This is a genomic window from Dethiosulfatarculus sandiegensis (assembly GCF_000931935.2).
Classification (GTDB): Bacteria; Desulfobacterota; Desulfarculia; order Desulfarculales; family Desulfarculaceae; genus Dethiosulfatarculus; species Dethiosulfatarculus sandiegensis.
Genome location: NZ_AZAC01000014.1, coordinates 476,809 through 501,400, shown reverse-complemented (window position 1 = coordinate 501,400; position 24,592 = coordinate 476,809). Strand labels below are relative to the sequence as shown.

General features: G+C 50.5%; 19 protein-coding genes and 1 pseudogene. 16 read left to right on the top strand and 4 right to left on the bottom strand.

Features of this window, described 5'->3' with window-relative positions:
• Positions 1-137 (top strand): annotated as a pseudogene (locus tag X474_RS26810) (IS256 family transposase); the annotation flags it as partial.
• 240 nt (positions 138-377) lie between these two features.
• Here X474_RS26810 and X474_RS11875 read toward each other — a convergent pair.
• The 4 genes from X474_RS11875 to X474_RS11855 all read right to left on the bottom strand — a co-directional run bounded on the left by X474_RS11875 (position 378) and on the right by X474_RS11855 (position 9,152).
• Complete coding sequence (locus X474_RS11875) at positions 378-3,404, bottom strand: hybrid sensor histidine kinase/response regulator (RefSeq protein WP_197282069.1); 3,027 nt, start codon at positions 3,402-3,404, stop codon at positions 378-380.
• A 965-nt stretch (positions 3,405-4,369) separates the two neighbouring features.
• A complete protein-coding gene (locus X474_RS11870) occupies positions 4,370-5,689 on the bottom strand; it encodes a hypothetical protein (RefSeq protein ID WP_044349021.1) in 1,320 nt (439 codons plus the stop codon).
• A gap of 144 nt (positions 5,690-5,833) precedes the next feature.
• Positions 5,834-7,813 carry a hypothetical protein gene (locus X474_RS11865; RefSeq protein WP_044349019.1) on the bottom strand — a complete coding sequence of 660 codons (1,980 nt, stop codon included), beginning with the start codon at positions 7,811-7,813 and terminating at the stop codon, positions 5,834-5,836.
• Between the two features lie 796 nt (positions 7,814-8,609).
• Positions 8,610-9,152, bottom strand: coding sequence for a nitroreductase family protein (locus X474_RS11855; RefSeq protein WP_044349015.1), 543 nt, complete (start codon positions 9,150-9,152; stop codon positions 8,610-8,612).
• Between the two features lie 485 nt (positions 9,153-9,637).
• On the opposite strand from X474_RS11855, the gene X474_RS11850 reads away from it, so the two are divergent.
• The 15 genes from X474_RS11850 to X474_RS11795 all read left to right on the top strand — a co-directional run bounded on the left by X474_RS11850 (position 9,638) and on the right by X474_RS11795 (position 24,562).
• The gene (locus X474_RS11850) at positions 9,638-12,298 is read left to right on the top strand and encodes an aldehyde dehydrogenase family protein (protein ID WP_044349014.1); all 2,661 of its coding nucleotides are present in this window, start codon (positions 9,638-9,640) and stop codon (positions 12,296-12,298) included.
• 49 nt (positions 12,299-12,347) lie between these two features.
• Positions 12,348-12,770 (top strand): SCP2 sterol-binding domain-containing protein, encoded by a 423-nt coding sequence (locus X474_RS11845; protein ID WP_052515122.1) that lies wholly within the window; start codon positions 12,348-12,350, stop codon positions 12,768-12,770.
• Positions 12,771-12,999: 229 nt separating this feature from the next.
• Positions 13,000-14,172, top strand: coding sequence for an ABC transporter substrate-binding protein (locus X474_RS11835; protein ID WP_044349010.1), 1,173 nt, complete (start codon positions 13,000-13,002; stop codon positions 14,170-14,172).
• Entirely contained in the window at positions 14,172-16,661 is a 2,490-nt protein-coding gene (locus tag X474_RS11830; protein WP_052515121.1) for a hybrid sensor histidine kinase/response regulator, read from the top strand. The genes X474_RS11835 and X474_RS11830 overlap by 1 nt, the downstream gene beginning before the upstream one ends.
• Positions 16,662-16,856: 195 nt before the next feature.
• Positions 16,857-18,254 (top strand): sigma-54-dependent transcriptional regulator, encoded by a 1,398-nt coding sequence (locus X474_RS11825; protein ID WP_044349009.1) that lies wholly within the window; start codon positions 16,857-16,859, stop codon positions 18,252-18,254.
• A gap of 684 nt (positions 18,255-18,938) precedes the next feature.
• Positions 18,939-19,112 carry a Flp family type IVb pilin gene (locus X474_RS26145; protein WP_197282068.1) on the top strand — a complete coding sequence of 58 codons (174 nt, stop codon included), beginning with the start codon at positions 18,939-18,941 and terminating at the stop codon, positions 19,110-19,112.
• Positions 19,113-19,169: 57 nt separating this feature from the next.
• Positions 19,170-19,343: a Flp family type IVb pilin gene (locus tag X474_RS26140; RefSeq protein WP_197282068.1), complete on the top strand. Its 174-nt coding sequence runs from the start codon at positions 19,170-19,172 to the stop codon at positions 19,341-19,343.
• Between the two features lie 65 nt (positions 19,344-19,408).
• On the top strand, positions 19,409-19,582 hold the full coding sequence (locus X474_RS26135) for a Flp family type IVb pilin (RefSeq protein ID WP_197282067.1): 174 nt from the start codon (positions 19,409-19,411) through the stop codon (positions 19,580-19,582).
• Between the two features lie 62 nt (positions 19,583-19,644).
• Entirely contained in the window at positions 19,645-19,818 is a 174-nt protein-coding gene (locus X474_RS26130) for a Flp family type IVb pilin (RefSeq protein WP_197282066.1), read from the top strand.
• Positions 19,819-19,945: 127 nt separating this feature from the next.
• Entirely contained in the window at positions 19,946-20,119 is a 174-nt protein-coding gene (locus X474_RS26125; RefSeq protein ID WP_197282065.1) for a Flp family type IVb pilin, read from the top strand.
• Positions 20,120-20,140: 21 nt separating this feature from the next.
• Entirely contained in the window at positions 20,141-20,746 is a 606-nt protein-coding gene (locus X474_RS11815) for an A24 family peptidase (protein ID WP_197282064.1), read from the top strand.
• Entirely contained in the window at positions 20,743-21,156 is a 414-nt protein-coding gene (locus tag X474_RS11810; RefSeq protein ID WP_044349007.1) for a TadE/TadG family type IV pilus assembly protein, read from the top strand. Before X474_RS11815 ends, X474_RS11810 begins: the two co-directional genes overlap by 4 nt.
• A gap of 10 nt (positions 21,157-21,166) precedes the next feature.
• Positions 21,167-22,039: a Flp pilus assembly protein CpaB gene (cpaB, locus tag X474_RS11805; protein WP_052515119.1), complete on the top strand. Its 873-nt coding sequence runs from the start codon at positions 21,167-21,169 to the stop codon at positions 22,037-22,039.
• Positions 22,036-23,547: a type II and III secretion system protein family protein gene (locus tag X474_RS11800; protein WP_052515118.1), complete on the top strand. Its 1,512-nt coding sequence runs from the start codon at positions 22,036-22,038 to the stop codon at positions 23,545-23,547. The genes cpaB and X474_RS11800 overlap by 4 nt, the downstream gene beginning before the upstream one ends.
• Positions 23,531-24,562: a TadG family pilus assembly protein gene (locus X474_RS11795; protein WP_044349006.1), complete on the top strand. Its 1,032-nt coding sequence runs from the start codon at positions 23,531-23,533 to the stop codon at positions 24,560-24,562. Before X474_RS11800 ends, X474_RS11795 begins: the two co-directional genes overlap by 17 nt.
• Positions 24,563-24,592: the final 30 nt, after the last annotated feature.

Here is a 24,592-nt window from a genome sequence, read left to right as displayed (position 1 = left end):
AGGCCGCCACCAAGCTGCTTTTCCTTGCCATCAAAAACCTGGCGGAAAAGTGGAAGAGGCCGCCAAAGGATTGGACCGCAGCCATGAATCAATTCGCTATCTTATTTGACGAAAGAATTCACGCGGTGCGAAATTGAAATCGTAAATCAAATCCGCAATTGGCTCATACACAGAAAACAAGACAGTCTCGCACCCTCCCCTTACCTGGGCTTCAACCTCATGGCGCAAACTTTATCACCTCCCCCTCTTTTGTGACCCTGCTTGATCACCTGGGTATAGGAAGCAAAGGGACTTCCCCCCACTTCCCAGGAGGGGTGATTAGCAGTTAAAGCTATAGCTTGTACATTTCAATTCGGCGGGTCTGGATTAAAAAAACGCTAATCCAGGTCAAGCAGCTTTCTTACTGTACTGAGCAGCTCCGCACTACTGAAGGGCTTGGTGATATATCCGGCGGCGCCGCCTTGCAGAGCCTTGTTCACAGCATCTGTGGCAGCATAGCCGCTTGCGATGACAACCTTCGCCCGGGGATTGAACTTTAATATCTCTTCCAGGGCCTTGTACCCACCCATACCCGGCATCCCCAAATCAAGTATCACCAAGTCCAGGGCATCCTTTTGCTTTGTATATAAGTCCAAGGCCTCTTCCCCGCTCCTGGCGGTTATGGTCTTGTAGCCGACCATGGTCAATATCTGCCTGCCCAGCTCACGCAAAGCGTCGTCATCATCCACCAGTAATATGGTTTCGTTTCCGGTCGCCAGTTCGCTTTTAGAAGAAGAGACAACATCAGTCGTGGAAATTTGGGTGTCAAAGGCCGGTAGGTATATTTTAAAAGTGGTTCCCACTCCTGGTTCACTGTAGCAGATTATTTGCCCCCTAAAGGCTTTTACAATGCCATATACGGTTGAAAGCCCCAGACCCGTGCCCTCTCCCACATCCTTGGTGGTGAAAAAGGGATCAAAAATCTGTTCCTTAGTCTGCTCATCCATTCCCATTCCTGTGTCCGAGACCTCAAGCAACACATACCGGCCCGGTTTAACCTCCAAATGCCGGGCGCAATAATCCGCGGTCAGTGTTATGTTCCGCGTCTTGAAAGCCAAATTCCCACCCTCGGGCATGGCATGCTGGGCATTGTTGGCCAGGTTGAGGATTATTTGCTCCAACTGGTTGGCATTGGCCTCTATAGGTGTGAGATCGGCGGCAAAGTCGGTTTCTATGTCTATCATCTTGGGCAAGGTTCTCTGCAAAAGATCCACTATGTTTTTCAACTCGTCGTTCAAGCTAAGCGGTTTTAACTCCACCTCCACCTTGCGGCTGAAAGTCATTATCTGGCGCACCAGATCACGGGCGCGTTCCCCCGCCTCCAAAATCCTGGAAAGTTCGGGGGTGATCTCTCGCCTATTTTGGCTTTTCAGGAGGGCCATCTCGGTAAAACCAATGACCACACCCAGGATATTGTTAAAGTCATGGGCGATACCGCCGGCCAAAGTTCCTATGGCCTGCATTTTTTGGGCTTGCCCCAGTTGAGCTTCCAGTGTTTTCTTATCCGCCGCTTCCTTCTTCTTCCGCGAAATATCCTGGAAAAAAATCAAGGTCCCATCTTCATTTTGGTAGTTAAACGGCACAGCCATAACTTCCACATCAAATTCGCTGCCATCTATTCGCAGGAACTGGTATTCCAAAGGCGGTGTGCTCTGTTTTTCCACGATTGCCAGTTTTATCCTTTTTAAAACCAAATCATGAAAACGTTCGGGCACCCGGTTCAACACCGGCGTGCCCAACAATTCTTCTCTATCTTTTGCGCCAAAGGCTTCAGCGGCCTTTTTATTTACATAGGCTGCTCTGTTTCTCGTTTGAATCACAACCCCTACAGGAGCGTTTTCCACCAAAATCCGGAATTGGGCTTCGCTCTGCAAGAGAGCCTCTTGAGCCTTTTTGCGCTCAGTTATATCTATGAACACGTTCAGGAAACATTTTTGATCATCGTAGATGATGGGATCCAGGGACCAGAGTATGGTGCTATCCTGATTCTTCAGCCGGGTATTTGCCTCCATATTGCGGATACTGCCTTCTTTACGGTACCGCTCCAAAACCCTTTCCCGATCTCCTACAGGATCAGACCAGAAATCCAGTTCTTCCGTAGTCTTTCCTATGGATTTTTCCCGGTTGTGTCCGCTTTGTTCAAAAAAGGCATGGTTGCCCTCCAGTAAACGCCCCTCATTTATAGTGGTGATGCAGACTGCCACTGGAGAATCGAAAAAGATTTTGCTGAATTTTTCTTCACTGATCCGCAAGGCCTTTTCGGCCTGCTTGCGCTTGGTTATGTCAAAGATAGTGGAATGTAAAAAGGTGCGCCCCTCTTGGGTAAGGGGGCTGGAATAAACTTCCACATCCCTGATTTCCCTGGAAGCAAGTTGATGTTTGCCCCGAAAGGACAAATTGTTGCCGCTCTCAGCCTCGCCCATGGCTTTGTAAATCCACTCAGGAGAGGCCGTGTTGATATCGGTTATATTTTTATTTGTCAGCTCGTCAAATCCATAACCGTAAAAATCACAGGCAGCCTGGTTGGCGTCATTTATAGAGCCGTCTTCAGGGTCTATCAAAAGTTGAACAACCCGATCGGAATGAAACATCTCGCGATAACGCTGCTCACTCTCGCGCAAGCTTTGTTCCGCCTTGAGCCTCTCCTGCTCCTTTTCCCGTTTGAGTTTCCTCTGCACCAACAAAAGAACGATGACCAGGCTCTGCAATATAAGCAGGCCCACGCCAATCAAAAACCAGTGCCAATATTGACCCAAAAAGGTAATTTCACGGTATTTTATTTCTGCCCCGGCTGTAAGAGGGTGCCCCAAAAGGCCCCAACGTTTCAGCTGTCGCCAGTCGAAAACCGTTTTATCCAGAGCCCTAGTGGGGGCGATGGCCTCAGGTTTTTCACCGCCTAAAATCCGCAAAGCCACCTTGCCCAGGGTGCGGCCGTTCATTTCAGAACTGACAAGTTTACCCCCTATAATGCCACTGCCTAAATAGGTGTCGGAAATTCCAAAAACAGGGGCATTGGCCGCATCAGAGATGATTTTGCAGGCTTCACTTGGTCTGAAACGCCTGCCAGTGGAGTCCTTTGCAATCCCGATATAGAAAACCAGATAATTGGATGGCAGCCTTGAAACCTTGTCGCAGATTTCCTCAATACTCAGGATTGGCAGATAGGTCAGCTTTGGGGATGCACCCAGCTTGGCCAGCTGTTTACGGACAATGTACAGTAAAAATTTTGTAAAATTGCCGCTACCGGTTACGATTAATACATCGGTGGTCTCGGGAAAAAGTTTCAAGGCAAATCTGAGGCTTGCAAGTACATCATACTCAAAATAAACACTTGTCATCTTCCGGTTGCGGGGTGGTTCCTTCAACTCATTCCACCCTCCACTATTGAGAATCTTGGGAATGCCGGGAAAAAGTTCTTGGCCATGTTGCAGCAAGTAATCTGAAGCCGGGTCACTCATCGCAACCACAAGATCAAAGTCTATTTGAGAATACTTAACCCTGAGCAAATCCAACAACATCCCTCTGTAATCAACAACAGTGGGCAAGGTTAAATCAAGGTATTCCTCATAAATTTCAACCGTTCGGCTTGCGGCCAGAGTTGAACGAAATGATTCACGGGTTTTTACCTCCCAATGGCTTGCAAGAGGAAAAGAATGCAAAAGAAGCACTTTGGGGGGCAAAGAAGGTTCTTTGGCCTGAACCGGTGAAAAGGCGATCAGGACAAATATGGCTGGGAAAAAAAATATCCGGCCTATGTATCTTAAAGTGGAAAGGTATCGCACAGAGTGTCCGCCGCTGGCTACAGTTCCCTTTTAAAAAAATCCAAAAAAGGACTGCCCATGGTATTTGCCGATCTTCACGGTTTTTGATTACGCCAATACCAGCTTACTGGTATTACAACCTGTGAAATTGTCGTCCGACCGTTTACAGGTCACTGTTTCTCTCAGCAGCCTAACAAGTCAAGAAAAAGCCTTTGTATGACAACTTGGTGTTGTATTAGGTAATTATTCTTACTAATTAGAGTATACTTTGATCAGTATTATCATTCCACTGATTTTGCATTTAACTATCTGAAGAGTAAAATTCTTATTTAGCATTTCTTCAAGAAAGGACCCGCTGGGAATTAGAGAAAAGCGGAACAGGAAGGTAAAAAACGGCCATTCCTATTAGTGGTCCGGCGAATAATTCCGAATCATAAAAGCGCACAAAGATCTAGTCCTATTAGTAAAAGCTAAAACCCAAAGATATTATTATACTTTCTAAGTTTACTTAAATTTGTCAAAAGCCCAAAATTACGAAAGGCATTAAAAGGGCCAACAGTCCAAATTAGTTACCACTTCTCACTGATTTTCTTTAAATCCGGCTCCAGCCTATCCGGCCCTTTTTCAGCAATGGTCAACAAGATATTGAGCTTTATGGATTTATTGGCAGGTTCAAAAACCTCCACCTGGTCATTATCAAGCTCTATCACCAGCTTGGTCTGCAACTTCCTGGGCAAGGCCACCCCGCCCCTCACCAGGGGGATTTGGGTTTCCCTTAAAGAGAATCCCCTTATTTTCTCCCAAGGCATGTTAATCGACTTGCCGGGTCCATGGCGCACCAGACCCGACCGGGTCACCTCCAGGCTCTGGCCAGCCAGGTTGGAGGCGTAAAAAGCCAAAAATATCAAAACAGGCACATACATGGCTGACATTACAACCAGTACGGCCTGGTCATCTAAAATGGGGGTTACTGCTAAATATTCTTTTTGATAATAGGCCAAAATCGCATAGGCCCCGGCCGCGGTAAAAAGAATGAACATAGTGTCCGTAAAGACACCCACCCAGCTAGGGTTAATACTAATACCGGGCTTTTTGCCGTAACAACCGCTTATAAATCTCCAACCAAATGCCAGAAAGCAGGCGGCCAAAACAAGGCGCAGCCACATAAGCCAATCTAATTTTTGAGTATAGGATTCATAAACCGGCTTGATCCAGGACTTGATCACAAAACCGTCAAGCCGGATCAAAGGTGCATTGTCGCCTTTTAATCTGGGGCTGATATCTCGCCAGGTCTGAGGTTCTATAAACACCCAGGTAGGCCTGGCCGCCGGGTCCGGATATTCCGCCGGCATATAGCGATACTCTTTATGAGGCAGGTTGGGTTTGGTTATTTTTTCCAGATAAGTTTGCCAGGTCTGGTTTTGAGTCACCCCCTGGCCAGGAGCCACCGGCTCCCCCATTTCGCCCGGTTCTGCACCAACCAGATACAAGTCCCCACGGTTTTTTAAAAAAGGCACCGGCACCAATCGATAAATCCTTTTTTGGCATTTAAAACAGAACGCCTTTTTTTTGGCTATGCCCAATTTATTGCCAAGGGTCTGAATCTCCGGCGTTTGCAGATAGACCTTGGTCTCCTCAGGCCAGCCCAGATTCAACTTTTGCCAGGCCTTATTCAAGGTGACAAAGCCCTCAAGCAAGGTAGGCTCAATCTGCTTGATTCCTTCGGGGCAAACCAGCTTCAGGCTCTTTTGATCTGTAGCCAGAGCGGAAAGAACCAGGCCAGGGCCTTCATAACGTTTGTTAGCCACCAGGTCATAAGGCCCCAAGGCCAGGGCGATCCCCATGCTGAGAAAAAAATAACCCAGGATGCGCCGTTTGATTATGCCCATGAAGCCCGCCTTTCCAACTGCTAACGCCCCACTAATCAGCTCTTGACTACTTCAGGTTAGCATAATTAAGGGGCAGATAAAAAACCGGCCCTTGGCTCGATACGCCAGGGCCGGCTCTTGGAAAACGCCTTGGTTAAGGAAATCTCAGTCTAAATACTCAACCCACCAGTCGCTCAGAGTTATCATAACCTTGTTTTTAAAGGTGCGGGAAGAGCTCCAGGTAACCGGGTCCCAGCCCGCGGTTCCGTTGACTGCCAACCCGAAACCAATCATAGAGGGCCCTTGTTCTCCGGGATTTAAGGGGCCTGCAGTCAAGGTGGTGGGGAGTTTCCAGGTCTGGCTTTCTTGATCAGGCGTCAAGGAAAGTGAAGCCAGATCCGGAACCCCGGGCAAGGCAAGTGAGATGCCCCCTGTGTTCTCCTTGTAATCGCCCTCTTTGCCTGGGTCCTGATTCACTTGAGCCTCGCCTTTTATCATCACGGCCAAAGATTTTACTTTTTCAGCCCCCACATAGGGCAAATTCAGAACAGTGTTTGCCTTGGCATGATAATCCCAACTGTCGTAAACACCGTTGTTGGTGATCTTCAAGGTTAGATCAAAACCGCAGCAAGGGATGCCGTCCTGTTTGCCGGTATACCACTGTTCGTTCTCCACTTTTATGGGGTTATGTCCTTCAGGTTCAACATAGTACTCGGTGTCGCCTTTCACCCACATATTGGAGCAGGTTCCGCTCACATAGGGTTCAAGCACGGAAAGGTGGTAAAAATAAAATGGATTTTCAATTGAATCCCCTTCATTTCCAATAAGCTGCACAACCTGGAATTCATATATTGCCCCGTCAAAGGGCTTAGGCAGCTTTAGACTGAGGGCTGCGCCATTAATTACCGAATCCGCAGACTGGTCCAGGGGGCACAATTTGGCCACAGTCACCTTATTCTGGGAGGTGAAACTGTCAAAGCATATATCCTGGTCTCCCGTATCCAGAATCCAGGCCGGATAAACCACCCCGGCCTCAAAATCCCTTACCGGGGCCTCTAAGTTCGCCGAGTTGTAATTAGGCAGAGGTGTCAATCCCACCTGCAATGCATCACCAGCGCCCGGCACAAGCGTGGCCTCAAAGCCTTCTCCATAGCGGCCCATCCAATCCGGATTGCCGGTGAGCCTTACCTCCAAGGCGTCTTTTACATCAAGCTGATCCTCCTTGAGATCGATAAAACCGGAAATCTGGTAAGCCAGCAAATCTGCCTGGAGGAAGATCTCATTTGCCTCGTCAATCAAAAAGCCGTGCGGGTCCGGAGAGAGGGCCTTGAGCGAGGCAACCAGTTTTTCCACGCATTGCAAGAACACCTGGCACTGGTTTTGAATATTGGGCAGAAAGATTTCCTCGCAATAGGATAAGGCGGTGCCGGGCCAGGAGATATCCTTGGCAACGGTCCGGGGGTGATCCTTTTGATAATTTAGGGCGTCCACCATGAGGATAAGGCCCTTAAGCTGAAGCCAAATCATCTGCACGAAATAATTTTCAAAGCTCTGGTAGACCAGTAAAGGATCGCCTTTGTCCTGACTGCCTATCAGCACATCCATGGTGCTTCTCAAAGTCCCCTCAACCTGGTCACCGGCAATATAGCTGTTCAAGTGACTTAGCACCCATTCCACACCATTGTTATTATCCAAAACAGTATCCACCAGGGTCTGGATCTGTTCAGACGGAGCGCAGGAATCCGGCCCGTCAGGGCAAATGTTCATGTAGTCATCATCAAACCACTGTTTGATAGTGGTGACATAAGACTGGTAAGCCGCTTTGTCTATCTCATTCACAATCACCTTTACGGCATAATCAAGCTGCTGGGAAAGTTTTTTCAGATTGTCTTCGATCTCGGCTATGCCGTCCAATATCTGATGCAACTCGGCATCCATCTGATTCAGTTTATCCATCAGCTCTTTGTTGGAGGGCTCCTTTTCCAGGCCAAATGCTGTATTCAGAAGCACGCCCACAGCCTTAAACCCCACTTTGGCCACAATCTTGGCCCCGGCCCCCTTAATGACGCCTCCAACCACGGAGCCTATCATGGCTCCGTAACCGGTTGAGGCACCCTCTGCCTTGACTATTTGGCCTTTGACCATGCTTGCCCCCTTTGTAAAAAAGTAACAAAGTCGTCGCGATATTTGGTCGGCGCTTAGCGAAAGACCGGTTTGTACGGGGTTAATCAAGCCCCCATACTATTTTCTTAGACTTTTTGACTGAGGCAGATTATCTGGGCGCGGTTGATACCGGAGAGGAGTCTTAGCCTTAAAGTTTAAATTTGAAAATAAATAATAAATACTACTAAAGTAATAAGTCAATTAATATTTTTAAATAACAAACGGAAATTATATGTTATTTTCAAATCAAGCCCAACCTGCACAACTACAACACACTCCTTAACATTGGAAATAATCAAACTCCCACCGCAGGTTGCAGCCTTCCCAAACATTCTCGCTACAGGTCTCAAAAAAAATCTAAAATTTAGCTGAGATACAAACAAAACAACAAGCGTTGCCAATTAACGTCAGCCCATGAGTTAAAGGTTTTATGACTAAAGGCGATGATCTAACAGGGTGAGGCAAAGGACCACCTGATTTTCCCTGTTCCCTCATGCCTCTTTATCCCCTTAACTGATCCCGCTTTAAATCAAACAGCCAACTCCACTTGGAGCATCAGACAGTATCCAGCTCGAAAAACGGTTGTAAGCATGATCGGCCCCTGGGGTTGCATCCGGCAGCCAGGCTTGCCAAAGCCCGAAAATTTCCTTTATCTTTTTATAGGAATAAAAATAATAATAAAGATCCGGTCCGGAATAGTTCCGGACCGGATCTTTATTCTTTGGAAAGCTTTAAGTAAAGATTTAAGTAATCACTTAAACACTAAGAAAAAACTACCCTAGAAAACGTCGGTATGGATGAACTCCGCGATTTCTCTTCTCTTTGGCGGCTTGGGATCCTGGGCGGGCACGCCGATGGGCATCAAGGTCACCAGTTCATAGCCCTGGGGCAGCTTAACCACCTCGGCGGCTTTTTGCTGGTCAAACAGGCCGACCACTACAGAGCCCAGCCCCAGGGCTTCGCAGGCCAGAGAAATGCTTTGGGTGGCAATGCCCAGGTCAAACATGAACCAGTCGCCAAACTTGGTGGTTACCTTTTCTTTGTAATAACCCGAACTCTCAAGCTTGCCGCAGACAGCCAAAAGTAAAGGAGCGGTGACAATAGCCTTGGTGGATGGATTGCCTTTACCCATGGTCTCCTGAAGCTTTTGCCTTTGCTCGGGGTCTTTCACTACCACGATTTCCCAGCACTGGGTGTTGGCCCAGGAAGGCGACCAGCGCACCGCTTCCAAAATCTGGTCAAGCTGTTCCTGGCTCACCGGGGTGTCCTCGAACTTGCGCACACTGCGCCTATTCTTGAGATGTTCCATTAAACCGGACATTACATACCTCCCATGGAAGTCTTTAAATTTTGAATCTTCAAATCAGGCATAAAAACAAAACCGCCGATTGGCATCACGAAAATGGGCTTTAGCAAAAAGCCCCTGATCATCAGGCGATTTTGGCTCCCCTGATTTTGTATTATATTCATCATAACAGGGTGGGGGAAAAGCACAACCCCGGTCGATTGCTGAGCAATGTACGATTACTTCTCTCGCTTTGTTCAGCCGCAACCTGACGGGCCATCGGTCCCCGAAAATAAGGCAGCATTGGGGAGGTGTGTACATGGCCCGCTTGAGGCCTTTTGAACTGAAAACGGCAACACATCCCAACTATTTATATTAACGGCACAATATTTATTTCTGCCGTGCGACAGCCCTAATAAACAATTAACCCCATGGTTATTATCTTGACCCTGAACCGTGATTCATTATCTAATGGGTAAGTTTTGCCCAATCAAAAACACCAGCCTTTTAGAGGGAAGACCATGGACCATTACAGGTTATTTATTGGGGGCGAGTTTGTAGACCCGGGCGACGGCCGCACCTTTGAGACCCTGGATCCGGGTACGGGCGAGGCAATCGCCACTGTGGCCCGGGCCGGAGAAGATGAGGCGAACCAGGCAATATCCGCAGCCAGAGAAGCCTTTGACAAAGGAGACTGGAGCGGGTTAAAGCCCCCTGACCGTTCAAGACTGGTGATGGATTTTGCAGACCGTATGATGACTCATGCAGTGAGGCTCTCCATACTGGAGTCCATGGACTCCGGTGGGATCATAAACCGCACCAAAACAGAGGTCTTTTTAGGCTCCCAAATGCTGCGCAACCTGGCCCAATATGCGGCCGGTTCATTCCCCTGGCAGGAAGAGATACCTGTCTCGGGAAATCCTTTTTTCCCGGGCCGCAACTATATTGTCAGGGAGCCCATTGGAGTGACTGTGGGTATTGTGCCCTGGAACTTTCCCCTTACCATGGCCCTTTGGAAAATAGGCCAGGCCATTATCATGGGCAACACCGTGGTCTTGAAACCGGCCAGCAACACCCCGATCTCGGCCCTGGTCCTGGCCGAGGCAGTGGCGGAAAGCTCCATACCCAAAGGCGTGGTGAATATCATAACCGGCCCCGGCGGGGTCCTGGGCAAAACCTTGGCGACCCATCCCGAGGTGGATAAAATCGCCTTTACCGGCTCCACCGAAGTGGGCAGGGAAATCATGACCCAGGCCGCTAAAGGAATAAAAAAAGTAACCCTGGAGCTGGGAGGCAAAAGCGCCAATATCATCTTAGATGACGCGGACCTTGACCTGGCAGTGGACGGAGTGCTTTTTGGCACCTTTTTCCACACAGGCCAAATCTGCGAATCAGGCACCCGCATCCTGGTACATGACGCAGTCTACGATAAGGTTATCGCAAAACTGAAAAAACGGGTTTCCGGGGTGAAAATCGCCTATCAACTGGACCCGGAAAGCCAGATGGGGCCCTTGGTCAGCGCCGAGCAAAGGGGCACCACGGAATCCTATGTAAAGCTGGGCCTGGAAAAAGGGTTCAACTTGCTTTGCGGCGGAGAAAGGCCCGAAGGCTTCATGTTCCAAGAGGGCTTTTATTACAAACCCACGATATTTACCGATGTGGATAACAAATCCCGCTTGGCCCAGGAAGAAATCTTCGGCCCGGTGGCCTGTGTGATCCGCTTTGAAAATGACGAACAGGCAGCCGGACTGGCCAACGACTCAATCTACGGCCTGGCCGGGGGTATCTGGACCAGGGACATGAAAAGGGCCCAGGAGCTGGCCCGGAATATCAAGACCGGCACCATGTGGATAAACGATTACCACGCTTTTGGCGACTACTGCCCCTTTGGCGGTTACAAAGAGTCCGGCATTGGCCGGGAACTGGGGCAGGAGGGTCTGGCCGAATACACCCAGACCAAGCGCATACACATCTCAAGCGAAGGGGATCAGGAAAACAAACTGGGTTTCCAGATGATGTTCTCCTATCCCAAAAGCAAAAGTTTTCAGTATATCGGCCCCACCAAACTGAATGCAGGGCACGGAGCCCTTAACTCACTTAATACGGAAGTGGGGCTCTTAAGTTGCCAAAAGGCCTTTGTGATAAGTGATCAGGGAGTGGCCGCGGCCGGTCTTCTGGCCCGGGCTGAAAAGGCGCTCGGTGATTTTTGGGTGGGATCATTCACAGATGTGCCCACTGATTCAAGCTTTGAGACAGTAGACACAGCCGCCCTGGCTGCCCGCCGGGCAGGAGCTGACCTCATAGTCAGCCTTGGCGGGGGCAGCGTCATGGACACGGCCAAGGCCGTTTCCGTGGTGCTTGAACACGGGGGAAAGGCAACAGACCATATAGCCATAAACCGCCTCACAAAGGCAGGGCTTCCCCACCTGGCCATTCCCACCACCAGCGGCACCGGCAGCGAGGTGACCAACGTTGCGGTCATCAAAAACCAAAAGGTCCACAGAAAAGTGTACCTGGCCGACAACCACCTCTTCCCCCAAACAGCGGTGCTGGACCCTGACTTGACCTTAAGCCTGCCGCCGGGGCTCACCGCCTCCACAGCCATGGATGCCCTCACCCATGCGGCCGAGGCCATGATGAGCCTTAAATCAAACCCGGTCTGCGATGGCCAGGCCCTGGCCGCAATCAACCTTATAAACCAAAACCTGCCCTTGGTAATGAAAAACCCGCAAGACAAAGAAGCCCGTTTGAATCTTCAGGTCGCGGCCGCCATGGCCGGCTGGGCATTCTGCATAGCCCAGGTGGCCCTGGCCCATGCCCTGGCCCACACAGTGGGAGCCTTGCATGAAATACCCCACGGAACTGCCTGCGGTGTATTTTTACCTGTTGTCATGCGTTTTAATGCCGAGCACGCCGATGGCCCCTTAAAGGCGATCGCCAGGGCCTTAGGCATTGGAGTGGAAGGCCTTGAACCGGGACAGGCCGGTGAGGAAGCGGCAAACAAAGTCGAGGAATTGATGCAGGCCTGCGGCCATCCCACCAGGCTCAGTCAATTGGGCGTGCCCCAAGAGGCGCTTTATGACTGCGCCCTGCACGCAGTCGCAGACCCGGTTTGCATATTCAACCCAAGACCGGTGACTGATCCCGGCCTGGTAATGGATCTTTTGGAAAAAGCCTACTGAGGCGCAATGCGGATCACCTTCAAAAAACCAAGCTTAAAGGGAGGAATAAATGGGTTCTAAATATTTCAAAGACCAAAAACTGGCCATGGAGGTTTTTGTGGAAACCTTTAGAAGGCTGCCCCAGGATCCGGAGGCTGAAAAAGCCCTGGACGATCTTATGATGTTGGCCGGTTTCAACTACACCCAAGACGGGCCTGATCTTTACTTTTATGTGGATACCAGAGGCGGGGCCTATGAAGTGGCTCAGGGGAAGCCCGAGGATAAACCGGATGTTGAGATGATAAACAGCCTGGACATTGCCCACCAGGCCTGGTCAAACAAGCTCAACCCCATGATGGCCATGGCCACCGGCAAGCTCAAGGCCAAGGGCAGCACCTCCAAGCTTCTTAAGCTTGCCCCGCTTTTAAAAGGGATTTCAAAAATCTACAATCAAGTGCTGGAAGAAAAGGGCCTCGGAGAAATTAAACTTTAGAAATGAGGGGCCGGAGAGGCGCCAAGCACCCTCCGGCCCAGAATCAAAAGCCTTTCACCCGGCAAGCGGCAATGAAGGCCAAGCCTCTGACATCATCTCTATTCCACTTCAATCCACAATTATCCAATTTCACTAAAAAGCATGCGCAACAAAAACCATCTCCGCTGGTATATTTCTTTCTTAAGCAGGTAAAAAATGAGATTTACAATTTCAGAGGTGTCAACAGGCTATGAAAAGAATCCTATTTCAATTCTGTTTTATCTGTCTACTTTTCCTGTTGCCTGCATCGAACCTGACTGCCCATGCCAAGCCGGTCTTGCCCATGCGGGTATTTATCCTGCACAGCTATGACAAAGGCCATATATGCGGCTCCCCTCAGCATCTGGGCATTTTGGAAGCCCTTAAAAAAGCAGGTTGGGAGAGCCCCGCAAACCTTGCCCTGGAAACCTATTACATGGAGACAAAAAGGGCCAATCGCACCCCGGCCCAAATGGCCGGGCAGGCAAAGATCGCCCGAAAAAAGATAAAAGATTTCAAGCCGGACCTGTTAATAACCATAGACGACAACGCCTTCAGCCTGGTGGGGCTCGGATTGTCTGCAGAGGGCCTACCGGTTGTTTTCAGCGGCATGAATCAACAGCCCGAATATTACAACCGTTTTCAACAATATTTGGACTCCAGGGCGCATCCCGGGCACAATGTAACCGGAGTCTATGAAAAGCTGCACATTAAGGAATCCCTTAAGGTTTTAAACCGTATAATAAAATTGGACACCATATTGATCATCACAGACTCCACACCCACCGGAGCCGCGGTGGCCAAACAGATCAAATCTGAGTTGTTCCATGGTTTTTTTGATTCGGATAAAATGATCGGCAGGCAAGGAGACGCCAAGCCCGGAACAGTCAAATCGCTGAAGGAGTCAAGCGGCAGTAGTGAGGAAAAGGGCGATTACCGAATATTGATGAAGACGGTGTATTCCTGGGAGGAGTACACCCAAGAGATAAAAAATGCAGCCCAAGACCCTGAAATAAGTGCTTGTTACCTTGCCGCATTAGGCTTAAATAATCAAAAGGGAGAAGTTTTTAGCGCAACGGAAATCATTGAATGGACCACAGGCCACATGAAAAAGCCCGCCACTGGGCCCAATTATGAATTTATCCGCCTGGGATTGTTTGGCGGGGCTTCAGTTGATTTCCAAGCCATGGGCCGACAGGCCGGACACCTGGCCGCCCGTATACTGGAAGGCGAGCCGCCGGCCGGATTGTCGATCATGGAGGCGGACCGGGTGGCGCTTGTCTTTAACCTAAAAAGGGCCGAAGAGCTTAAGATTAAAATCCCCAGAGATATCCTGCTGGCCACGGACGAAATATATCCCCTTAAATCCAAGGTGAATCACTGATGGGCAATAAAAGCCTTTTTACCTACATCAGCCTTACTGTAAGCAGTCTTGTAATCTGCGCCACCTTGGTTATGGCGGGGCTTATCTACCTGGGGCTTGCCACCCAGCTGAAGAGGGAATTTCAAAACCGGGTTCAGGCCCAAGCCGAGGCCGCGGCCCAGCGCTATGATCACCTGATGAACCTTGCCGCCAGTCGGCTAAGGGAACTCTCCCTGGACAACACGATCCGGGTGACCCTGATGCTGGGCGTCCATCAACAGCTCAAGGAACGTCTGGCTCAGATGGGCAGCACCAATAAGGCCATCATCTTCTTTGTGACCGACAAAAACCAAAACATCATCTTCAAATCCGATCAAGGAGACTTCAATCAGTCGACGATCAAGGCGCTCTTGGCCGCGGCCCCTCATACAGAGGGGCTCATAAAAAACCCGGGGCGTGGTTTTTCCCTGGGAATGAGCCTTCCCATAAAAAGAAAAAACGAGACCTTGGGTGCGGCGGCATGTCTTTTAAGGCTGATGGCCCCACCCATGAGCCACACCAAAGGGGCGGTGGGCTTAAGCATTGCCGGAGAATACCTGGATATCTATACCGGGGAAAAAATCAACACCTCCTTGTATTCAACCCCGGTGGGGCTGCCCGGCGCACATCCGGGGCTCTTTTTTCTGGCGGGTTTAAGCGAATATAAAAAAAGCCAGACCAGAATTTTTCTGCTGGTTTCCCTGGCAACCGGCGGGGTGCTTTTGATCTCTATTTTAGTCTCACTGGTCATAAGCCACAAACTGTCCTCACCTCTAAAAAAACTATCCCTCAAAGCCTTGGCCATAGCCAGGGGAGAGCAGGCGAGCGGGCTGGGTATAATGCCGAGCGGCATTACAGAGCTTGAGCAGCTCTCAAATTCCCTGGACACCATGCTGGTTCAGCTTAAAAAGGCAGATGAACTGAAACGCTACCAAACCCTGTTCAAGGGAGTGGGCGACATAGTCACCATTCATGACCATCAGGGCAATTTCCTGGAGGTGAACCAGGTTGCCGCGGAATCCCTGGGCTTTACCAGGGAGGTCCTGTTAGGCATGAATGTGGGGCAGGTTGTGCCGGTTTATAATGCCCCGGGCTTCCGCGAAGATGTCAGAAAATCAATCGCCCAAAAGGGCAAGGCCGTAAAAGAGGTTGAATTCAAAGCCAGGGGGGGCAAGCTTAGAGCCACTGAAATCCATGTACGGCCCGTGACTTACCTGGGGCAGAAGGCCTTTTTGAGCGTAGGCAGGGATATAACCAAACGCATCCGTCTGGAAAACCAGCTTCGTCAGGCTCAAAAAATGGAAGCCATCGGCACCCTTGCGGGTGGTATAGCCCATGATTTCAACAATATACTCACCTCAATTTTGGGTTACACCGAGCTGGCCCAGAAAAAAGCACAAGGATCTCCTGATGTAGTCCAAAACCTGGACCAAGTTTTGACAGCCGGTAAAAGGGCCAAGGCAGTGGTGCGCCAGATCCTCACCTTCAGCCGCAGGAGCACCCAGGAACGCAAACCCATTGAACTGAGCCTGGTTATAAAAGAGGCTTTAAAACTTTTACGGGCCAGCCTGCCGAGCACCATAGAGATAGTTCAAGAGATCAAAGCCGACTACAGCATGGTCATGGCCGATCCGACCCAAATCCATCAGGTGCTTTTAAACCTCTGCACCAACGCGGCGCAAGCCATGGAATCCACGGGCGGTGTGCTTACCGTATCCCTTGAGCTGATAAGCATCAGCGCACCCACTCCAAAGATGATACATGAAGGTGCCGGCACCCTGTCCCAGGGGCAAATAAAACCGGGAGAATACATAAAACTCACGATAAAGGATAACGGCCCGGGTCTGGAGCCGGAATTCCTGGATCGCATCTTTGAGCCCTACTTCACCACCAAAGGATCGGCCGATGGTACAGGCCTCGGCCTGGCGGTTGTACACGGCATAATCACCGGCCATGGCGGCAGTATAGAAGTGGAGAGCCGGCCGGGCCGGGGATCTGCCTTTATGGTGCTTCTGCCCCTTATCAGGCAAACCGCTTTGCCCAGCCAGACGATTTCAGACTCTCCTTTGCCCACGGGCAGTGAAAGTGTACTTTTGGTGGACGACGAAGTCCCGGTAGCGGAATTGGAACGAGAAATCCTGGAGGGATTGGGCTATCGGGTCACCGCAATGACCAGCAGTCAAAAGGCCCTTGAATTATTCAAGGAAAAACCGAATCGTTTTGATCTGGTGATAACAGACCAAACCATGCCCAACTTAACCGGCATGGAACTCACAAAGCAGATAAAACAGATCCGGCCGGAGCAGCCGGTAGTGCTTTGCACAGGTTACCAGGAACGCATGGACGAAAAAAGAGCTCTTGAAATGGGTTTTGCGGGCTTTGCCTTAAAACCCATTTTAATGAGGGAGATCGCCCAAACCGTGCGCCAGGCCCTGGACCGCAATTCGAACAGCCAGAACACCTTTCAATAGATCTAAAGCTTTAAAAAATAGGCGCTCCCAAAAAAGAACAGAATACCTAACTAGTTAAGTTTGTTGTTTTTTAGAATTTTCAGGTAATATTTAGGTTAACAAAATGCCAATGTAGCAAAGGAAAACGATTTCATTCCTTTCCTGAGCATCTTCGTGATTAACAGCTGGGGGGATAATGTAAAGGAACCAATATCCGTGACCGCTGCCGCCAAAAACCACATTCTTGTAGTGGACGATGACCTGCAAACCAGGGAACTCATAACAAACGCCCTTATGGAACAGGGTCATACCGTCACCAGAGCCCAAAGTGCTGAAGAAGCCCTGGATCTTTTAAAAAACAGGGGATTTCATCTCGTGGTTACGGACCTGCGCATGCCCGGTAAAAGCGGCATGGAGGTTGTCACCTATATCAAAGAAAACATACCGGGGACTCCGGTAATTGTCACCACAGGTTACGGATCAGTAGATCAGGCAGTTTTGGCCATGCGCCAGGGGGCCTATGATTTTCAAGAAAAACCCATCAATATAGAACACCTGAAACACACCATCAACCGTGCCCTGCGCGAGACGGTTCTTAGCAACGCTTTTGATTACCTGCGCCGCACCCAGCCCTATATCTATAAATTCGGCAAGCTGGTGGCCGAAAGCGAAAACATGAAGAGGCTTTTAGACCAGGCGGCCAAGATAGCCTCTTCAGATATCACGCTTTTGCTCACAGGAGAAACAGGCACCGGTAAAAGCATGATCGCAGGAACCATACACGCCAACAGCAAACGGGCGGACCACACCCTGGTAACCGTCAACTGCGCGGCCCTGCCCGAGACCCTCTTGGAAAGCGAACTTTTTGGCCATGAAAAAGGGGCTTTCACCGGAGCGGACAAAAACCGCATTGGCCGCATACAACAGGCCCATGGAGGCACCCTCTTCCTGGATGAGGTGGGGGATATGTCGTCCGCCATTCAGGCCAAGGTTCTGAGGGCCATTGAAGACCAGGTGATCCAGCCCCTGGGCACAACCCGTTCCATTGAGGTTGACGTGCGCATCATAAGCGCCACCAACGTTGACTTGAGCCAGGCGGTGGCTGAGAAAAGTTTTCGGCAGGATCTTTATTACCGCCTGGGTGTGGCCACCCTGCACGTGCCCCCTTTAAGAGAGAGAATGGAAGACATCATGCCCCTTACCAGGCGTTTTTTGGATAAGGTCTGCAAAGAGGCAAGTATAACACCCAAGGAACTCTCCCCCCAGGCGGAAAAGGCCCTGCTGGCTCACAACTGGCCAGGCAATGTAAGGGAGCTGCGCAGCGCCATAGAAAGGGCCGTATTGTTCAGCGAAAGCCCGACCATAGAGCCAAAAGACCTGGACTTGATTCAAAACGCCCCCATGGCCGGAGCCTCGCCCAGCCCCAATGGCCAAACCGACGACCTGTTGGACTTGCAGGAAGTGGAGAAAAACACCATCCTGCGGGCCTTGGAAAAATGCGGTTGGGTCCAGAACCAGGCGGCCCTGCTGTTGAATATAAGCCCCAGAAGCCTTTGCTATCGTATTAAGAAGCTGGGACTCTCTGAAGAACGCAGCGGGGCTTACAGGTTTTAAAAGGTGTCAGGGCTTTTTTCGACCCAAACCAGGTACCGTTTCAGCTTTGACAACCGCCTGAAAGCGCCTGACCTTACCAGCAAGACCAATTTGTTTTTTGCAGGCCGTTTTACTTACGACCTGCAAAAAACAATTCCAATCACCACCGCTAAATGCAGCCGATTAAACAAAAAAGCCACCTCCCAACTCAGAACTGTTTTCCCTCTCTTCTTTGGACAATTTTCCACTGAACGCGCAAAAGGCGGTCCCGCCTTAATTTATTACTTTTAATAATGCTAATCACTCAAATCTTTCATTGGCAGTATTAAAATATGGAATATATATGCCAAAAATGACATATATCATAATTACGCTTAAGCCCTACAAAACCCTAGCCTAACTCTATTTTTTGTGTCAACCTATAACAATAAAAGGAGATGTTTTTTATTCTGAGGCCTGCCCCCTCTGATTACAAAATTGAATTACAAATTTGTAAGCCGCGAAAACAAAAAAGTAATTCACAGTCTCTCCACCGCTGCCTCCACCGACTCCCCCAAGTGCCCCAGACTACAATTTAGCTTTTAAAAATAACCAGTTAACTTGTAGACCTCCTAAAACTACTCGTTTGGCACAGCTATTGCTTAGTAAAAGGTCAAACATGGAAACAACCCAATCAAGGGAACCCAAAATAACAGGAGAGACAAAATGAAGGCCATCAATACCTTAAAAAAACTTATCAAAGATGACAGCGGCATCAGTGCCGTGGAATACGCCCTCTTGCTGGCCCTGATCGGCGGTGGCATCGCTGCCGCGGCCTTCCTCCTGGGCGGACAGGTTGAGACAAACATCAACAGCGCAACCACCGCCTTAACTCAGTAAGAATAAAACTCCCGCGCCTGAAAAAGCGGAACAAAAAACGCCTAAAAGGAGACCAAAATGAAGGCCATCAACACTTTAAAGAAACTTATCAAAGACGACAGCGGCATCAGTGCCGTGGAATACGCCCTTTTGCTGGCCCTGATCGGCGGCGGCATCGCTGCCGCGGCCTTCCTCCTGGGCGGACAGGTTGAGACAAACATCAACAGCGCAACCACCGCTTTAACTCAGTAAGAATAAAACTCCCCGCGCCTTTTAAAAAAGGCGCGGGAACAAAAAACGCCTAAAGGGAGACCAAAATGAAGGGCATCAATACCTTAAAAAAACTTATCAAAGACGACAGCGGCATCAGTGCCGTGGAATACGCCCTCTTGCTGGCCCTGATCGGCGGCGGCATCGCTGCCGCGGCCTTCCTCCTGGGCGGACAGGTTGAAACCAACATCAACGCTGCAACCACAGCAATGACCCAGTAAAACCACTGTCCCGCGCCTCAGCAAAGGATGCGGGGCATCAACCGCCCGAAAGGAGAAAGAAAATGAAGGCCATCAACACCTTAAAAAAACTTATCAAAGACGACAGCGGCATCAGTGCCGTGGAATACGCACTTCTGCTGGCCCTGATCGGTGGCGGTATCGCTGCCGCGGCCTTCCTCCTGGGCGGACAGGTTGAAACCAACATCAACACCGCGACCACTGCTTTGAGTCAGTAAAGAAAAACTTTTTACTTAACAAGCCAAAACAGAGAAAAAACCTGAAAAAGGCAAAAAACAGTAAGAAAAAATAACCAATTATTACAAATAATTTGGCAAACAAAGGCCAAAATCTGGGAGAATAAAAATGAAAGCTTTGAAGGAAATCAAAAGGCTTATCAAAGACGACAGCGGCATCAGTGCCGTGGAATACGCCCTTCTGCTGGCCTTGATCGGCGGCGGCATCGCTGCCGCAGCCTTCCTCCTGGGCGGACAGGTTGAGACAAACATCAACAGCGCAACCACCGCTTTGACTCAGTAAAACAAAATGGGTGTAGCGGTCATGACCTCAAAGGTTGGATATATGCAAGGTCCGGAAGCAAAAGGACTGGCAGGGGAACTGGGAGGGATCCACTGGGGATTCCTCCCCGCCTTCCTGTGCCTGCCCTTGTTCACGGGATCCTTAAGTTCAACTGAAACCATGAGGCTCAGCCTTATCCTCATGGCCAGCCTCATGGCCAGCTATGATCTGGCCTCACGCCGCATACCCAATGTTTTAACCGGCCTGTGCGCCTTATACGGACTTTTACTTTCATTTGCAATTGAAGGCCCTGAAGGGCTTTTGCAGAGTTTTTTAGGTGGGTTAAGCGGATTCGGCCTTATGGCGGTCTTCTTTTTCATCGGCGCTGTCGGCGCGGGTGACGTCAAGGCCCTGGGCGCCTTGGGCGCCTTGTTGAATCCACTGGCTGCTTTTTACCTCTTTGTCCTCACAACCTTGACAGGCGGAGTCCTGGCCCTGGCGGTAATGCTCGCCAAGGGTCGCGGTTTCATGGCAGCCGGCACCAGCCTGGCTCACCTGCGCCTGACCTCCGGCAAGGCCAATCTGCCCTATGGCCTGGCTATTTGGGGCGGCAGCCTGGTCTTGACCCTAACAGGACTTGGCTTATGACAAAACTGCTTCGAAAATTAAAATCCGAGAGGGGAACAGTGGCGGTGGAATTCGCCCTGTTCCTTCCTGTTTTGCTGATGGTGGTCTTCAGCATCATAGAGTTGGGTAATGCCTGGTATTCCAAGCAGATGCTTATAAACGCAAGCAGAGAAGGAGCCAGATACACCAGCCTATACAGTGAAAACGACATAACCGAATCGGAAGTGGTGGCCCAAGTCCAGAATCAGCTGACCGGGTCAGGCTATCCCTACAGTTACTCCATAGCGGTAAGTGGGGTGAACGGCGCTTCCGGAGATCCGGTAAGCGTGACGATTGATTCACCTTATCAGTTCCCGGTATTGGGCGCCCTGGTCTCCAACCTGCAAGGCTCCATAACACTAACGGCCACCACTGTAATGCGCCATGAATAGGGGTTAAACCATGGGCGGTCGCAAAGGCACCATCATTCTTTTGCTTGTTGCGCTTATCCTGGCCGGGCTGGCTGCCTTTGGCGCTCACCGGATCATCACATCCAGGGTGGAGCAAGCCAAAGAAAAAAAGATCGCCACAACCTGGGTGGTGGTTGCCAAACGCAATTTGCCTGAAGGCCAAACCCTCACTGTGGCGGACCTGACGGTAAGGGACTGGCCCAGAAACAGCCTGCCGCCGGGCAGTTTCAATCAGGTAAAGAATCTGGACGGCAGGGTGGTGAAAACCCGGCTCATAGCCGGAGAGCCTGTACTTAAGGCCAAACTCAGCCCCAAAGGCTTGAGAGGCGGCCTTTCGGCGGTGGTTGCTCCTGGTATGCGGGCTGTAACCGTCAAGGTTGACGAAGTCATCGGTGTGGGCGATTTTGTGCAACCAAGAGACAGGGTCGATGTAATTGTCACTGTAAACCGCTCAGGCTATTCCAAAAACCCAGCCGCCAGAATAGTTTTGCAAGATGTGGAAGTTCTTGCCGTTGAAAAAAACCCCAGGGTTGAAACCGGCGGAGGCAAGAAAAAAAGTAAAAGCAAACTAAGGGTGGCCACGTTGCAGCTCACGCCTGCGGATGCGGAAAAACTGGCCTTGGCGTCTACTGAAGGCAAACTTCTTTTAAGCCTGCGCAATCAGGCTGATCACAGGGCGGCAACCACCAAAGGCGTCAGGCTTGACAACCTGATAAAAGGGCCGGTCAATCCCCCGGGCCTGGATCTGGCCAAGCTCATGCCCGAGATAAAACCAAAGGAAAAGCCGAAACCGGCAGCTCCTCCGGAAACCAAAATAGAGGTTATCAAGGGAATCACCCGTAGCGAGCAGAGGTTGAGCAAATGACCAGCCGAAGACTCCAAATCGTTTCCTGGATATTTTTGTGCGCCTGCCTGGTTTTTACACCCCACTCAGCCCAAAGCCTCACCCCGGAGGCGGGCGGATTCCCCTCCCAGGTGCGTATAGAAAAAGGCCACTCCAGGCTGGTTGATTTTGCCTTTAAAATAAAAAGAATAAGTGTGGCCAATGATAAAGTGGCCGATGTTTTGGTTATAAGCGCCAAACAAGTCTATATAAATGCGCGGAAGATCGGGCGCACCAACATAACTGTCTGGGATGCCAAAAACCGGGTGATGGGCGCCTTTGAGGTTCGGGTGGGAAGGGACCTCACCAAGCTGAAGGAGATGCTGGCCACGCTTTTACCCAAAGAACAGGTGGAAGTGCGGGAAGTGGAAGGAGTGATAATCCTTTCCGGCCGGGTAAGCAGCGACCAGGTAAAGGACAGGGCTGAATCCCTGGCCAGTATATTTGTGCAAAACGATGAAGACGATGATCAAAAAGGCACGGCTCCCACTGTTTCAGTCTCCATGCCCGGTATTCAGGCCATACCTGTTAAAGAAAAAGACCAAGCACCGATTTCTCCAAAAATAAGAAACCTGATTGAAGTGGCCGGGCAAAAGCAGGTCCTTTTGAAACTGCACTTTGCAGAGGTTAACCGGGAGGCCATGAAAAGGTTTGGTTTCAGCCTTGGATTTGCGGACATATCGGGCAACTTCATATTTACCTTTTTAGGCGGTCTGCTCACTCCGGTGCCGCCCCAGGAACCGGCAAACCTGTTTGACTTGAGAGTCGCTCAGACAGCCACCGGTGCAGGCGGCATCAGAACCGGCAGTGGTCGCATCCTGGGTTTTCTGGATGCCCTTAAAGGCGATGGGCTGGTCAAGGTGCTGGCCGAGCCAAACCTGGTCTGTGTAAGCGGTAAAAAAGCCAGTTTTTTGGCGGGTGGCGAGTTTCCCATCCCGGTTCCCCAAAAAGACACCATCACCATTCAGTTCAAAAAATACGGGGTGGAACTGGAATTTTTGCCGGTGATCCTCTCTGACGGACGCATCAGGCTAACCGTGGCTCCCGAGGTGAGTGAGCTGGATTTTTCCAACACCGTGGCCATAAGCGGTTATGTGGTTCCGGGCCTTACCACCAGGCGGGCCAGAACCCAACTGGAACTGGCCGACGGCCAGGAATTCGCCCTGGCAGGGCTTTTAAAGCATGAAATTGCCAGCGATTCGGAGAAGGTGCCTCTTTTGGGGGATATTCCCATCTTAGGCGCTTTATTCAGAAGCTCCGCCTACAAAAAAAAGGAAACAGAGCTGATTATTGTTGTGACCCCAACTATTTTAAAGGGTCAGCAATCACCTAAGAACGTGTTAACAGAAAGGGATTTTGTCCCGCCCAGCGATCTGGAATTTTTCCTGTTTGGCCGACTAAGCCCCGAGGAAAAAAACTTGCCCAAAGAACCGGCCAGGGAAAAAATCACCGAGATGGAAGGCAAGTTCGGCCATGAGGTACTTTATTGAAAAACTGCGCTGCCTGACCAGGCAAAAGCCGACCCTTTTATGGCGCGACGAGCGAGCCGCAGTGGCAGTGCTTACCGCGGTCTTTTTAACCGCCTTTATAGCCTTTGCCGGGGCTGCCGTGGATTTGGGCATCCTTTACTCCGCCCGCAACCAACTGCAGAACACGGCCGATGCCGCGGCTCTGGCCGGGGCCAGCACAATGGTGGTTTCCAATGCCGCAGGAGAAGCCCAGGCCAATTATGCCGGTGCAGAGGCCGAGGCGATCGAATTCACCCAGGCAAATAAGATGTTGGGCGACCCCCTTATCTGGCAGACAGGGGTGGACCTGTTTGAGGCGGGGCTTTGGGATCATGACCTGGATAATTTCACCTCCACCGGCCCCACCGCAGACCCGGACGATCTCACTGCGGCCCGGGTCACGCTCACTCGGGACGTGGAAACCTTTTTTGCCCGGGTGGTGGGCATAGCCACCGTCACCCTTTCGGCAGATGCAACCGCTTTTCTGGGCTGGGCAGGCAACACCCCGGCTGGTGAGGTGGACCTGCCGATCGCCCTGCACCAGGATGCATTGGATGATTGCGGACAAATTATACGCTACAACAGCAACAACACCGAAACCGCATCCTGGACCTCTTTTTTCCTGCCCAATGCCAACAACCCAAACATAAGCCAGTACATAACAGGCGAGGAGCCCTGCCCCGCTTTGCAGGTCGGGGACGACATAACTTTAAACAACGGTGTTATTGCATCTTTGTTCGAGACCTTAAACGGAAGATACATTCAGGAGAGAGACGGAAACGGCGAATGGCGGGTGCTTATACCTGTAGTGGACGACTACAGCTCAACCAATGGCGCAGTTGTAGGGTTTGTCCACTTTGTCATAACCGAAATACTGGGTCCACCTGACAAATCACTTTCCGGTTATATGGATTGTCAGGCCATGATTGTTCCGGACAGCAATAACGGCGGGGCCGACTACGGCACCCGGGCCGGGATACCGTCTTTGACCAACTAAATAAACATAAACTATTTCAAGGGGCTCGAA